Source organism: Virgibacillus sediminis, from assembly GCF_042643265.1.
GTDB lineage: Bacteria > Bacillota > Bacilli > Bacillales > Amphibacillaceae > Virgibacillus_O > Virgibacillus_O sediminis.
In genome coordinates this window covers 1-13,731 of record NZ_JBHRRZ010000015.1, presented here as the reverse complement: position 1 = coordinate 13,731, position 13,731 = coordinate 1, and the positions used below count along the sequence as shown (strand labels likewise).

General features: G+C 45.0%; 16 protein-coding genes and 1 riboswitch. Of the genes, 13 read left to right on the top strand and 3 right to left on the bottom strand.

The window, feature by feature from the left end:
* Positions 1-5: 5 nt before the first annotated feature.
* Complete coding sequence (locus ACFODW_RS08470; RefSeq protein WP_390305271.1) at positions 6-899, top strand: deoxyribonuclease IV; 894 nt, start codon at positions 6-8, stop codon at positions 897-899.
* A gap of 37 nt (positions 900-936) precedes the next feature.
* Here ACFODW_RS08470 and ACFODW_RS08465 read toward each other — a convergent pair whose 3' ends face one another.
* Positions 937-1,224 carry a DUF2624 domain-containing protein gene (locus ACFODW_RS08465; protein ID WP_390305268.1) on the bottom strand — a complete coding sequence of 96 codons (288 nt, stop codon included), beginning with the start codon at positions 1,222-1,224 and terminating at the stop codon, positions 937-939.
* Between the two features lie 156 nt (positions 1,225-1,380).
* Here ACFODW_RS08465 and ACFODW_RS08460 point away from each other — a divergent pair, with 156 nt between their 5' ends.
* Positions 1,381-1,761 carry a hypothetical protein gene (locus ACFODW_RS08460; protein ID WP_390305265.1) on the top strand — a complete coding sequence of 127 codons (381 nt, stop codon included), beginning with the start codon at positions 1,381-1,383 and terminating at the stop codon, positions 1,759-1,761.
* Between the two features lie 34 nt (positions 1,762-1,795).
* On the opposite strand, the gene ACFODW_RS08455 is transcribed toward ACFODW_RS08460, so the two are convergent.
* Positions 1,796-2,125 (bottom strand): hypothetical protein, encoded by a 330-nt coding sequence (locus ACFODW_RS08455; RefSeq protein ID WP_390305263.1) that lies wholly within the window; start codon positions 2,123-2,125, stop codon positions 1,796-1,798.
* Positions 2,126-2,188: 63 nt separating this feature from the next.
* On the opposite strand from ACFODW_RS08455, the gene ACFODW_RS08450 reads away from it, so the two are divergent.
* Both ACFODW_RS08450 and ACFODW_RS08445 read left to right on the top strand, forming a co-directional pair.
* Positions 2,189-2,821, top strand: a complete 633-nt coding sequence (locus ACFODW_RS08450) for an NfeD family protein (protein ID WP_390305262.1) — start codon at positions 2,189-2,191, stop codon at positions 2,819-2,821.
* A gap of 346 nt (positions 2,822-3,167) precedes the next feature.
* Positions 3,168-4,790 carry a Na/Pi cotransporter family protein gene (locus ACFODW_RS08445; RefSeq protein ID WP_390305260.1) on the top strand — a complete coding sequence of 541 codons (1,623 nt, stop codon included), beginning with the start codon at positions 3,168-3,170 and terminating at the stop codon, positions 4,788-4,790.
* Between the two features lie 545 nt (positions 4,791-5,335).
* Here the strand turns inward: ACFODW_RS08445 and ACFODW_RS08440 are convergent.
* The gene (locus ACFODW_RS08440; RefSeq protein ID WP_390305258.1) at positions 5,336-6,352 is read right to left on the bottom strand and encodes a DUF3231 family protein; all 1,017 of its coding nucleotides are present in this window, start codon (positions 6,350-6,352) and stop codon (positions 5,336-5,338) included.
* Between the two features lie 200 nt (positions 6,353-6,552).
* Positions 6,553-6,662, top strand: a riboswitch (TPP riboswitch).
* A gap of 85 nt (positions 6,663-6,747) precedes the next feature.
* Between ACFODW_RS08440 and tenI the strand changes: the two genes are divergently transcribed.
* The 9 genes from tenI (at position 6,748) to ACFODW_RS08395 (ending at position 13,702) form a co-directional block, all read left to right on the top strand.
* Entirely contained in the window at positions 6,748-7,401 is a 654-nt protein-coding gene (gene tenI / locus ACFODW_RS08435; RefSeq protein WP_390305255.1) for a thiazole tautomerase TenI, read from the top strand.
* Positions 7,385-8,506: a glycine oxidase ThiO gene (gene thiO / locus ACFODW_RS08430; protein WP_390305253.1), complete on the top strand. Its 1,122-nt coding sequence runs from the start codon at positions 7,385-7,387 to the stop codon at positions 8,504-8,506. Before tenI ends, thiO begins: the two co-directional genes overlap by 17 nt.
* Positions 8,503-8,706 (top strand): sulfur carrier protein ThiS, encoded by a 204-nt coding sequence (thiS, locus tag ACFODW_RS08425; protein ID WP_390305251.1) that lies wholly within the window; start codon positions 8,503-8,505, stop codon positions 8,704-8,706. The genes thiO and thiS overlap by 4 nt, the downstream gene beginning before the upstream one ends.
* Before the next feature lies 1 nt (position 8,707).
* Positions 8,708-9,472, top strand: a complete 765-nt coding sequence (locus ACFODW_RS08420) for a thiazole synthase (RefSeq protein WP_390305249.1) — start codon at positions 8,708-8,710, stop codon at positions 9,470-9,472.
* On the top strand, positions 9,472-10,488 hold the full coding sequence (locus ACFODW_RS08415) for a thiazole biosynthesis adenylyltransferase ThiF (RefSeq protein ID WP_390305246.1): 1,017 nt from the start codon (positions 9,472-9,474) through the stop codon (positions 10,486-10,488). Before ACFODW_RS08420 ends, ACFODW_RS08415 begins: the two co-directional genes overlap by 1 nt.
* Positions 10,489-10,587: 99 nt before the next feature.
* Entirely contained in the window at positions 10,588-11,913 is a 1,326-nt protein-coding gene (locus ACFODW_RS08410; protein WP_449366163.1) for a PTS galactitol transporter subunit IIC, read from the top strand.
* The gene (locus tag ACFODW_RS08405; RefSeq protein ID WP_390305242.1) at positions 11,910-12,188 is read left to right on the top strand and encodes a PTS sugar transporter subunit IIB; all 279 of its coding nucleotides are present in this window, start codon (positions 11,910-11,912) and stop codon (positions 12,186-12,188) included. Before ACFODW_RS08410 ends, ACFODW_RS08405 begins: the two co-directional genes overlap by 4 nt.
* A gap of 123 nt (positions 12,189-12,311) precedes the next feature.
* A complete protein-coding gene (locus ACFODW_RS08400; protein WP_390305240.1) occupies positions 12,312-12,872 on the top strand; it encodes a helix-turn-helix domain-containing protein in 561 nt (186 codons plus the stop codon).
* Positions 12,773-13,702, top strand: coding sequence for an IS3 family transposase (locus tag ACFODW_RS08395; RefSeq protein WP_390305979.1), 930 nt, complete (start codon positions 12,773-12,775; stop codon positions 13,700-13,702). The genes ACFODW_RS08400 and ACFODW_RS08395 overlap by 100 nt, the downstream gene beginning before the upstream one ends.
* Positions 13,703-13,731 lie beyond the last annotated feature (29 nt).

The following is a 13,731-nucleotide window of genomic DNA, read 5'->3' as shown; positions in this document are numbered from 1 at the left end:
ACACATTGTTAAGAATAGGATCACATGTATCCATGAATGGGAAGAAAATGCTGCTTGGTTCCAGTGAACAGGCGGCTTCCTACGGGGCAAATACATTTATGATTTATACCGGTGCCCCGCAAAACACAAGGAGGAAACCAATTGAGGAATTGAACATCACAGAAGGCAAAAAACATATGGAAACGAATGGAATGGAAGATATAGTGGTCCACGCACCTTATATTATTAATATAGGGAATTCCGTAAAGCCAGAGACATTTGAGCTTGGTGTAGATTTTCTTCGGAGTGAAATGGATCGTACGGTTGCATTAGGCTCCAGCCAGATTGTTCTTCATCCTGGTTCCCATGTTGGAGCAGGTGCAGAAATCGGTATCCGTAAAATAATTGAAGGTCTGAATGAAGTTCTGGAAAAGGACGGAGATGTACAGATAGCGTTGGAAACGATGGCCGGCAAGGGGTCTGAAGTAGGCCGTACATTCGATGAACTCGCGAAGATTATTGACGGAGTGACTGAAAATGATAAATTGTCCATTTGTCTGGATACCTGTCATATTCATGATGCTGGATATGATATTGTCAATGACTTTGACGGAGTCCTTAATGAATTTGATAAAATTATTGGGCTGGACCGCCTGAAAGTCATCCATGTTAATGACAGTAAAAATGAGCGCGGAGCCCATAAAGACCGCCATGAAAATATAGGATTTGGCCATATCGGCTTTGAGGCGCTACATTACGTCATTAATCACCCTCAATTGGAGAATCTGCCGAAGATATTGGAAACACCTTTTGTTGGTGAGGATAAAAAAAATAAAAAGCCACCATATAAGTTTGAAATTGATATGCTGCGTGAAGGGAATTTCGACAGCAGCTTGAAAGAAAAAATTGCCCAGGCATAAGAAAAAGGAATAACACTACCTGTGTTATTCCTTTTTCTTATTTCTCAAATAAATGTTCTACACCATAAGAGCGGATGATTTCATGGAATAACCGCTGTGCTTTTTGTGCGGTTGCTTGATCGGTAATCTTAGCAAGCTCCTTCCACATTCTCCGGCGATCTGTGGCATTAAATGGATCATATGAATGTTTCCTTAAATAATCAGCGATCTGGTTTGCTTGCGCTTTAGTAATGTTGAATCCATATTGTGCTCCATACCGGCCTATTTCCTCAGCTGTAAGCTGTCTTAGCTTATTACGAATCAGCTGAGCGATAAATTCGGACATATACATACTCCTTTTATAATGATTTCTTTTTTACTATATGCAGAACTCGGCAAATGTTCTACAGCAGGCCGCTTCCAGAATGTAACATCATTAGAAAGGCTGAAAATCCATAAACTATGACCGCACCTCAATAAGAAAGAAAAGGAGGTACGATAAATGGATCCTCGAGATACCAGGAACGGAGTTGAGACTCCACCCGAACATGGTGAAAACCATGGAGAAACCCGAAAAAATCAGGATTTTATCGGCATTGAGCCGGATAGTTCCCGAAACGAAGAATATGCTGAGGAATTTACCGCAGATAATGTGTTGGATGATAATCAAGCGAATGAGGACGAGGTCAATAGCATGTATGGTTGGATTGGAATTGCACTATCAGTCATTTCCTTTTTTATCTGGCCAGTGATATTAGGCGGTGCAGGGATTGTTTTAGGCTTTATTTCCAGAAGTCGCGGAGCAGACTCTCTGGGCAATATAGCAATCGCTGCTGGTGCAATCTCCATTTTAATCACCCTTTTCATATTGCCCTTCGTGTAGAAAAAGGAGGCTGATCTGTGAATCAGCCTCCTTTTTAATTCTCTTGATAAAGTGGGAAATAGTAATAGTTGGAGGGAATGAGGGTATAAGGGTCACTGGATGGGTTCATTGTCCTCCAATCATCCATAATCTGGTCTATATCCAAAGATTCGGTACGGCCGCCGTTAATGTTCTCAACCACAGAAAGTATAGTATCACCGGACCCTACTTTCCTTTGAACAACTTTATACTCTGCCAGCTCATCCGTATAAAGGATATCCTCCTTTTCGGGATGATTAGATTTACCAGATAATAAATCTTGATATATACTTAAACACAGAAGCATAATAATAATGTAAACAAAACCTCTTTTTGCAAAATACATAAATTTCACCCCTTTTGTGTGACGAGCGGTTTAATACATTTAGAAAAAGAGGAGGGAAATTGAATGGATATATTTGATCTATCATGGATAAGCTTTGTTATTACCTTTCTCGGAACATTATTTTTAATAGGTGAAGTTCTGGTTAATGCACGAGGGCTTTTTGCTCTCTTGGGTCTTGGGTTTATAACTGTCTACTTTTCAGCATATGTGGAAACGAGCTCGTTTATCCTTATGCTTATTATTTATTTTGTCGGTTTATTCCTTATCGTCCTTGACGGCAAGGTCGTCAATGATGGGACGTTGGCAACCCTTGGGCTCTCGGCCATGTTGATTTCTGTTGCCCTGGCGGCGCCAGACTTTGTAACCGGCCTATATGCTGTATTAGGTGTGTTGGTTGGAGCAGGCGGATCACTTTTCTTTTTAAAAGCCTTCAAACGAAGAGAGATGTGGACGAAGATAGCCCTTACTGATCAATTAACCAAAGAAGCCGGATATAGTTCCATGAATAAGGAATATGAAAAAATGGTTGGATTGGAAGGCGTCACCCTAAATACATTACGGCCGGTCGGTACCATAAGAATTGGCAATAAGGACTATAGTGCGGTATCTGACGGCCGATGGATAGAAAAAGGTGCCACAGTGAGAGTCGTACATGTCGATGGCACAAAGATACTAGTGGAAAAAGTGGCAGATTAGCCAGAAAACCTTTATGGAGTGGGTTCCATAAGGGTTTTCTATTAGTGGCTCTACTTCATCTGTGGGGAGGATCTCACGGGGGAGCTTAAGCGGCAACGGTTAGAGAGAACTCTTTCATTTCCGTACCTACCCGTACACAGCTAAGCGGAAGATCAGCGGTTTTTATGGATATACCAGGGTAAGAGAGGAAATATTTGGGAAGTGAATAGACAAAGATACCTTCTAGGAAAAAAAGATTGTAAATTTAATGTTAAGTTTCTTTTAATATCTTTACAAAAACCTAAAGTTCATTTAATAATAGTAGAGGCATGTGACAAACTTCGACTTTGAAGGGCAGGTATAAATTTTGGATATTGATGTGCAAACGCTGATTTTTGAATTCATTGGAGGGCTGGGTATATTCCTTCTAGGTATCAAGTATATGGGAGACGGACTGCAAAAAACAGCAGGTGATCGACTCCGAGACATTCTTGACAGGTTTACCAGCAATCCATTTATGGGAGTGCTTGCTGGTATTGTTGTCACTATATTGATACAGTCCAGTACCGGTACGACAGTACTGACAATTGGGCTGGTAAATGCCGGGTTCATGTCCTTTAGACAGGCTATCGGCGTGATTATGGGAGCGAATATAGGTACAACGGTTACTGCATTCATTATCGGTATTGATATTGGTGAGTATGCTCTGCCAATAGTGGCGGTGGGTTCTTTTCTTCTTTTCTTTTTTAAAAACTCTAAAGTTAACCATATCGGCCAGACCATCTTCGGCTTTGGTGCTTTATTCTTAGGACTGGAATTCATGAGCAGTGGTATGTCTCCATTACGTGAATTGCAGGCTTTCCAAGATTTAACGGTAAGTATGAGTTCCAATCCGATCCTTGGTGTGGTCATTGGTACGGTTTTCACTGTAATAGTACAAAGCTCCTCTGCGACCATTGGTGTGCTCCAGGGTCTGTTTTCACAAGGGGCAATCTCATTGGATGCTGCATTGCCGGTATTGTTCGGAGATAATATTGGAACAACAATTACAGCTGTACTAGCCTCATTGGGAGCTTCTGTAGCAGCTAAAAGAGCGGCACTGACCCATGTCACTTTCAACTTGATCGGTACGGTTATAGTTCTGACCTTGCTGGGCTTTTACACACAGTTTATCGATTTTCTGCAGGCCCAGTTGGAGCTGACGCCGGAAATGACTATCGCTTTCGCGCATGGAAGCTTCAATATTGCGAATGTGATCATTCAGTTCCCATTCATTGGAGCATTGGCGTGGTTTGCAACGAAATTGATTCCAGGTGAGGATGTTATGGTTGAATATAAGCCGAAACACCTCGATCCCATCTTTATCCAGCAGTCTTCCACACTGGCATTGGACCAGGCAAGAGAAGAGGTTGTCCATATGGGGGACTATGCTGCAAAAGGTTTGGAAGAGACGAATCTATACCTGACAACAAATCTGCAGAAACACTCCGAAATTGCGATGCAGATTGAAGGCGCCTTGAATAATCTTGACAAGGAAATTACCAATTATCTTGTGAACATTTCTGCTGAATCGCTGTCGGAAGCGGATAGCGCCCGGCATACAGCTTTAATGGACTCCGTACGCGATATTGAACGGATTGGGGATCACTTTGAGAATATCATTGAATTGGTTGACTATAAAAAATCGCATAAAGTGTATTTGACTGAACAGGCAATGCAGGACCTTAATAATATGTTTGATTTGACCATATTGACAGTCAAGCAGGCAATCAAGGCGTTAAACAATATGGATAGGGAAGAAGCTCTTGCTGTCGTACAAAAAGAGGACCAGATTGATGATATGGAAAGGGATTATCGCAAAAAGCACATCATTCGTATGAATGAGGGGTTATGCACAGGAACAGCTGGCATCGTATTTGTCGATATGATCAGTAACCTGGAACGCATCGGAGATCATGCTGTAAATATTGCAGAAGATGTATTGGGTTAGTAAAAAATGAGGGGGGTTGGGACAAAACTAAATTGCTTTACTCAAAAGGTGAACAATGAACTGAATTAGCTGAGGAAATATACGTAGACTCCAACGGGGGGGGGAAGGCCTAGGTGAGACCCCGAAGTGCGATAGCACTCGGAGGCTCAGCAGCCGCCCGTAGAAANCCTTTCGTATTATAGCTCTGATTTGGCATTGGTTAGTAATTCAGTATTACCAAATTAACCTACGTTGTTACGAATAGGAGCTAGTTTCGTTCATGATAACTTCGCTTTCCACGGGCGGCTGCTGAGCCCCCGAGTGCTACGCACTTCGGTGTCTCATCTAGGCCTTTCCTCCCGTAGGAGTCTGCGTATATTTCCTCCGCTAATTCAGTGCATTGTTCGCCTTTTGAGTTATACAGTTTAGTTTTGTCCCATCTCGACCTTGCCGTCAGTTGTTCAAAACCGAGAATTATATCCCACACCCTCTTCAACCAACGAGAGGAGGAAACGCAGGCCCAGCATTTCCTCCTCTTGCATTTTTCCAAGCACCCGGTATGTTCGCTATTTCCTTTTCGTTTTGGCAATTTCAATGTTGTCAATGGAAGCAGGAGGCTTTTCCATCCAGCCATGTTCAATCATGAGGTTGGCCCCATCTTCTGCATATTGGACACCTTCCAACAAAATACGGATGAATTTTGACCCTAAATCACGCCTGGCGACCGTTCCTAATGCTACCCCATAATAGCCCAGTGACAATCCGGATAACATGGATACCTGATACATCATCAATTTATCCGAAAACGGAGGCGTGGTCGATTTGAGAACTTCTGAATCCAAGGTCGGTGATTGTGACAGGTTCTCCTGTGATAATATATTTGCCATAAACTCCACAACCTTGCTGGCGATATGCACTCCTCTGACCATATAATTGCTTATCTCTTTCAAGCCGCTCGTTTGGGCGAAACCTAACAGCAGTGCTTTTCCGACAGCATTTCGGTCCATGTTATTATAGAAATGCATGATTTCTATGGCATTCATCGGCCGCCTTTCACCAAACCATCCTGTCAAATACCCCTGCTTTTCCACAAACTCGACTTGATCTGGTATCGGAATCGAAGCAGCTCTGTTATATAATCCTTTCTCTAACGCAAGCTGTAATGACTCGATATATAACTTTCTTGTCAGGTCGATGGCCTTAGAGTTAAGTTCCATCATATCCGGACGTGAACTTCCGGCAAAAGAAGCCCCATAAGAGGTCATGCCATGCTTCGCCATATTATGAACGAACCTCAGGTGGAATATATCCGTATATAGTGCGGGCGCATGCAGATTGACATCCTCGCTCACATTAAAAGCGACAGGGATGGCATGGTTTTCCTTTTCGTAAATGGCTTTGATGTCATTCAGGATCGATTCAGAAAATTCCATAGCAAGTTCGATTACTGACCTGATTTCTGTGTCCTGCGTCTTTTCTTTAAAATACTTCAGGATGCAATAAGACATGCTGTTGTTCATATAGGCAGTCCACAGGGAAGCGATTTCCGGTGATGTGAGACGAATATTGTGTTCGGTTTCCATAAGTATATAATCTAATCCTTTCAGATTGGAGTTGTTCCCACTTAATATGCCCAGAAAGTCTGATAATATTTATTGGTTTGCTTTAGAGAGATGTGGCTGGTTGGCAGATGAGTTTTTTTCCAGTGTTGGGGCGAGATAATTTTTCGACTATTGACAATTCACTCGCAGATGTTAAAATTGGAATTATCAATTAAATAATAACCATTCACTAGGGGTGCCTTTCAAAAAGGCTGAGATCAAAGTATGGACTTTGGGACTCTTTGAACCTGATACGGTTGAGGCCGGCGTAGGGAAGTGAACGAATCGGCAGCCTATTTTTGTCGTTCCAACCACTTTCCCTGATCCAGGAAAGTGGTTTTTTTAGTTGATCAGAATTTCTGAAGGAGTTGCTGCCTATGGACAATCAGACCGATCATGGCAAAAAGCGAGGAGAATTGCATATCATCTCGACCGGCCGCCAATCACCGGAAACATTTGCATCGATTGCCGCAGAAATAAATGAATATGTAGATGTATTCCATCTCCGGGAAAAAGCGTGGTCCGACCGGGACATGGTTGAAGCCATTGAATTGCTGCAGTCCAAAGGAATACCGCCAGAAAAAATCGTGGTCAACAATCGTACAGATGTCGCACATGTCACGGGAGTGAGGGGAGTGCAATTAGCCCATCACAGTATCGATGTCTCCTCCGTCCGCAGCGCTTTTGGCCATTTGTCGATTGGCTGTTCCGTCCATTCCGTGAAAGAAGCTGTTTCCGCTGCGGACCAAGGTGCCGACTATTTGTTGTTCGGCCACGTATATCCCACCTCTTCGAAGCCCGGGTTGGCACCCAAGGGACTCACAGGACTCCGCCAAGTTGTGCGAGGTGCCTCTGTTCCCGTAATTGCAATTGGCGGCATTACACCTGAAAACACCCGGGGGACCATTCAGAACGGGGCAAGCGGAATTGCCGTATTGTCTGGTGTTCTGCTCGCTGAGGATCCAGTAAAAAAAGCTAAAGCATACAAGGAGGAAATAAGAAGGGTGGCTGAAGATGAACAAACAGTATGATTCCATTGTTGTCGGAGGAGGAGTGATTGGCTGTTCGATTGCATTTCAGCTGAGCAAGCGTGGACACCGCGTATTGGTGGTGGAAAAGGATAGAATCGGCCAAAAAGCTTCCAGTGCCGCGGCAGGCATGCTGGGGGCGCAGAATGAAATCAAGGAAGACAGTCCGCTGCTTTCGATGGCAAAGGAAAGCAGGGCTATATTCCCGGAGTTGGCCGAAGAGCTGAGAGAGCTTTCCCATATCGATATAGAACTTATCCAAAGCGGGATCCTCCGGGTGGCTCGATCGGAACGGGAAATGGCCGAGCTGGAGGCAGCGGCCGCCTATCAGCAGGCAATGGGTGAAACAGCCGAATATCTGGATGCAGTGCAGGTGAAAGAAAAGGAACCCGAGATTTCCAGCGCTGTTATCGGCGGTTTGTACATGCCGAACGACGGCCAGATCTCACCACCGCTCTTGACCGAAGCATTGGCACGGTCGGCAGCTGTTCTCGGTACAGAATTTATGGAGTATACAGAGGTTGTCGCGTTTATCGAGGATGATGGCAAGATCTCCGGTGTACAGACGGGAGCAGGTACTTTCCATGCCGATTCCGTCATTGTGGCCGGAGGTGCCTGGAGCAGGCAACTCATTGAAAAAATCGGCCTCTCCTTGGATGCCCACCCGGTTAAAGGGGAATGCTTTTCCGTCCGGCACCATAGCCAGCTGGTCACATCGAGCATTTTTTCCTCTTCGGGCTATATCGTACCGAAAGCAGGCGGCAGATTGATTATTGGTGCAACGGAGCAACCCGGCACTTTTGACGAATCCGTCCAATTGGAGTCGCTTCATCAAATGATGGACTCGGCCATGGAGATTATCCCGCGCTTAAAAGAAGCCAAGTGGGAAAAGTGCTGGGCAGGCATCCGGCCGCAAACAGGGGATGGGCTGCCATATCTCGGAGAGCATCCGTCAATCAGTGGCCTGTTCCTTGCAACTGGCCACTATCGGAATGGGATGTTATTGGCGCCAATAACAGGGCTATGGATGGCCGACCTGGTAGAAGGTAAGAAGGCGGATGACAGGTTTCGAGTAGATAGACTGCCTTACAAGGAGGTAAATATATGAATCTGCTAGTCAATGGGAACGAGCTTCAATTACCTGCCAATGTAGACACCATTGCAGATGTAGTTTCCTATTTTTTCACAAACCAACCGGTTGTTATTGTCGAGCACAATGGAGAAATTCTGGACAGGGATGCCCATCCGACGAGGAAAGTCGCTGATGGGGATAAAATTGAACTGGTAAATTTTGTAGGAGGTGGCTGATATGCTTAAGATTGGAGAAAAAGAATTCAATTCACGATTGCTTTTGGGAACAGGGAAATATCCGAATTTTGATATACAGAAAGAAGCTATCGAGGTGTCTGAAACAGAAATACTGACATTTTCGGTGCGCCGGATGGATGTGTTTGAACCGGACCAGCCGAACTTTTTGGAAAAGCTGGACCTTGCTCAATACGACCTGCTGCCGAACACAGCAGGTGCCAAGACTGCCGAGGAAGCTGTCCGGACGGCCAAACTGGCTAAAGCATCCGGGCTTTGCGACATGGTCAAGGTAGAAGTGATTGGGTGCGACAAGACATTGCTGCCTGACCCGGTGGAGACCCTTCGTGCAACAGAGCAATTGTTGGAAGAAGGGTTCATCGTCCTTCCATATACATCAGATGATGTGGTCCTGGCCCGAAGACTGGAGGAGCTTGGTGCGCATGCCATCATGCCTGGAGCCAGTCCGATCGGCTCCGGACAAGGCATCGTCAATCCGCTCAACTTAAGCTTGATCATCGAGCAGGCAAATGTGCCAGTGATCGTGGATGCCGGCATCGGCTCTCCCAAGGATGCAGTGACTGCGATGGAGCTCGGGGCGGATGGCATATTACTGAACACGGCCGTTTCTGGCGCGAAGGATCCTGTTAAAATGGCCGAGGCCATGAAGCTCGCGATCGAGGCGGGGCGGCTAGGATTCCAGGCAGGGCGGATTCCGCAAAAACGCTATGCAACGGCAAGCAGCCCGGTAGAAGGGATCAGTGTCTAATGAACGATCGATATTCCCGGCAGATTCTATTTTCCCCTATCGGCCAGGAAGGGCAGGATCAGTTGAAGGAAAAACATGTGCTGCTGATTGGTGCTGGGGCACTTGGCACGAGTAATGCCGAGATATTGGTCCGGGCCGGTGTGGGGAAAGTGACGATTGCCGACCGTGATTATGTGGAATGGAGCAATCTGCAGCGCCAACAGCTGTACACCGAAGAAGATGCAGCCAATGAAATTCCTAAAGCAGTTGCCGCGAAAAAGAGATTGGAATCCATCAACAGGGAAGTGGACATTGAAGCGGAAATTCTCGATGTCACCCCGGTAGAAATGAGCCGGCTCATTGATGGGGTGGATCTCATTATCGATGCCACCGACAACTTTGATATTCGCATGATCATCAATGATACCGCGCAAAAGTATGGCATTCCTTGGATCTATGGAGCGGTTGTCGGCAGCTATGGCCTCAGCTATACGATTATCCCGGAGGAATCACCATGCCTGCATTGCCTGATGAAACGGGTGCCGATGGATGGGGCCACCTGTGATACGGTGGGGATTATTAGCCCTGTTGTCCAGCTCGTTGTCTCCCACCAGTCGGCGGAAGCATTGAAAATACTCACAGGGAATCGGGAGGCATTGAGGAAAAAACTGATTTCCTTTGACATCTGGTCCAATCAGCAGTCTGCCATGGACGTTGCGGCCCTGAAAGATGACAGCTGTCTGTCATGCGGACAGGCACCAACATTTCCATTTCTGGACTATGAAAGCCAGACAAAAACGGCGGTGCTGTGCGGAAGAGATACCGTCCAGATCCGGCCGGTATCAAGGGAGAAGAGGAATTTACAAGAAGTGGCCGCCAATCTTTCCAAAATGGCCGAAGTGAAGCATAATGAGTTCCTTTTATCCTTCAAGAAGGATCCATACCGCTTCGTCATGTTTCAAGACGGACGGGTACTGGTTCATGGAACGAATGATGCCCAGCATGCCAAAACGCTGTACCACCGCTATTTAGGATGAATGAACAAGCGTGAAGGTACTGGGACAAATAAAAAATGCTCCGCCATGGGCCAGAGCTATTATTACAACGACAGATAAACGGGAGGGAGCATGTTGGGCGTGTTTGAATGGTTTGTCGACTTGGGAGCCAGTGTGATGCTTCCCATCATCATTTTCATTTTTGCCTTGGCACTTGGCACCAAACTAAAGGATGCATTCCTTGCCGGGCTTATGGTAGGGATCGGCTTTGTCGGCTTGAATCTGGTCATTGAGCTTTTGACGACCAGTCTGGGACCAGCTGCACAATCGATGGTCGGCCATTTCGGCTTTGAACTTCAGACGATTGATGTCGGCTGGCCGGCAGCCGCAGCCATCTCCTATGGAACCGCGCTTGGCAGTCTTGCCGTGCCGATTGGGATTGGGGTGAATCTTTTACTGCTGGCAGCGGGATTAACAAAAACATTGAATGTGGATATCTGGAATTATTGGCATGTGGCATTTACAGGATCGCTTGTCTTTGCCATCACCAATGATTTTGCGTTAGGCCTGTTTACGATTGCCGTTCATGTATTAGTCATTTTATTATTAGGAGATCTGCTGGCAGCGGATATTCAAGCCTATTTCGGTTTTAAACAGCTGACCTTCCCGCATGCCGCTTCTGCCCCGTCCTATTTTTTGGCAAAGCCGCTCAATGCCATGTTTGACCGGGTTCCAGGATTCAACAGGCTCAAGGCGGACCCGGATGCCATCCAAAAACGGTTCGGGATTCTGGGAGATTCAAGTGTCTTGGGGCTAGTTTTCGGTTTCATCATCGGAATGCTGGCGGCATACAGCATCAAGGACGCTATGCAGCTGGCCATACAGACAGCCGCCATCCTGTTCCTGATGCCTAAGATGGTCAAATTATTAATGGAAGGTCTGAATCCGATCTCCGAGGCGGCCGGTAATTTAATGAAGGAAAAATTCCCGGATCGGGACCTCTATATCGGTATGGACAGTGCACTGGCCGTTGGGCATCCGGCTGTGTTGTCTGCTTCCTTATTGTTGATCCCAATTACCTTATTTCTGGCAGTTGTCCTGCCTGGAAACACGGTGCTGCCGTTCGGTGATTTGGCAACCATCCCATTTTTGATCTGCTTGATGGTCCCCGTGTTCAAGGGAAACCTGATCCGGACGGTCATCGCAGCCACCATTTACATAGCTGTAGGATTATACATTGCCACATGGATCGCTCCATTATTCACCGAAATGGCGATGGCCGCTGATTTCGACATGGGGGGTCATGCAAGCATCTCCGCACTGGTTGATGGAGCAGTCTGGACAACGATCGTATTTACCGGGCTTGGAAAATTGCTGAGCTGGTACGGAATCGGCCTGATCGGCATCAGTGTGCTTGTCGGATTAATTTACATCAATAAATTTAAAAACAGGGGAGAAGAAACATGAAAAAAGTGTTAGTCATTTGCGGTACCGGAATTGCTACATCCACCATCGTCATCGAAAAGTTGAAGAAATGGCTGGTGCAGGAAAATTTGAATGACCAGGTGGAGCTGCATCAAGGGAAAGTTGCGGAAGCGGTCGATAAACAGAAAGACTATGATTTTATCGTATCCACTACCATCGTGCCGGATCATATGAAGGAAAATGTGATTGATGGTGTGCCGTTATTGTCGGGTATGGGGGATGATGAAGTGTACCGAAGTATAAGGGAGAGGATTTGAAGGGGGGAACTGGGAACTAACTTAGAAATTTTGGATAGCTGAGAGATTCGCTTCGGAAATATGCTTCGCTTTTGACCTGACCCCCATAAGTTAGAGTAAAAATAATTTATGGGGGTTAGGTTTATGGAAAAATACAGTGAAAAGTTTAAGTTAAAGGTCGCAAAAGAGTATCTTGAAGGGAATTTAAGTTATAGGCGGTTAGCGGAAAAATATGAAGTACCACCGACTACACTTCGGGGTTGGGTAAGGATTTATAAGTACCATGGAGCAAGTAAATTAGTACAAAATGAACAAAAACAAAGCGTTTACTCTGTTCAATTCAAGTTAGATGTATTAAGCTTTATGAAGAGCACAGGTGCTTCCGTATCCGACACAGCACTTCAGTTTGGAATAAAGAACCCATCTAAGATTTCCAGGTGGCGAAAAACATTCCTTGAAGGCAATTTGGGAGCCCTGGATAAACAGAGGGGACTGCTTTCTATGGCTGACAAACCTAATAATGAAGCGAAGAAAAAACTAAATAATAAAGAAGAATCTCTTCACAAATTAGAAAGAGAAAATGAACTTTTACGTTTAGAGGTGGCATACTTAAAAAAGTTGCGGTCTTTTCAGGAAGATCCGGAATCCTTTCTAGAAAAGCACAAGCAGCGTTATCACTCGAACTCAAAAAAGAATTCCGACTAAAAGATGTCTTAAAAATAGTTGGTATACCTGAATCTAGCTATCATTATCATGGGAAGGCTTTAAAAGAAAATGTAGACCCCGATGCGGAAATGAAAGAGCTTATTCAAGCTAAATTTGAGGAACATAACGGTAGTTACGGTTATCGTAGAATCACAGACGAATTGAGGCTCGATGGACATACCATCAATTATAAAAGGGTTCAGCGTCTCATGAAAGTGCTGGATATAAAATGTACGAAATTTGGTAGAAAATCAAGAAAGTATAATGCTTATAAAGGAACAGTAGGTAAAGTAGCCAAGAATCGCATGAAGCGCCGTTTCAACACATCTATCCCGCTTCAAAAATTATCGACAGACATTACTGAATTTAAATGTTTAGGCGGGAAGAAATTATATCTCAATCCAGTTTTGGATTTGTTTAACGGAGAAATATTATCTTATGGTGTTAGTAACAGTCCCACCTTAGATTTTGCATTAGAACCACTGGAAGAAACCCTGGATATCATCAAAAACGCAACGTATAGAACAACCATTCATACTGATCAAGGTTGGCATTACCAACACGATAAATGGGTGAAAAAACTTAAGAAGCACAAAGTGTTCCAAAGCATGTCACGTAAGGGGAATTGTATAGACAATGCGCCTGTAGAAAGCTTCTTTGGTATCCTGAAGCAAGAAATATATCATGGGGAACCTCTCTGTACCTACGAAGAATTAAAAAGTAAAGTGGAAGAATATATTTATTATTACAATAACCAACGTATTAAAGGAAGATTGATCGGCATGAGCCCACTTCAATACCGACTTCATACCGATCTAATCGTTGCCTAATAAAACTCCAACTATTGGGGGTCACACCA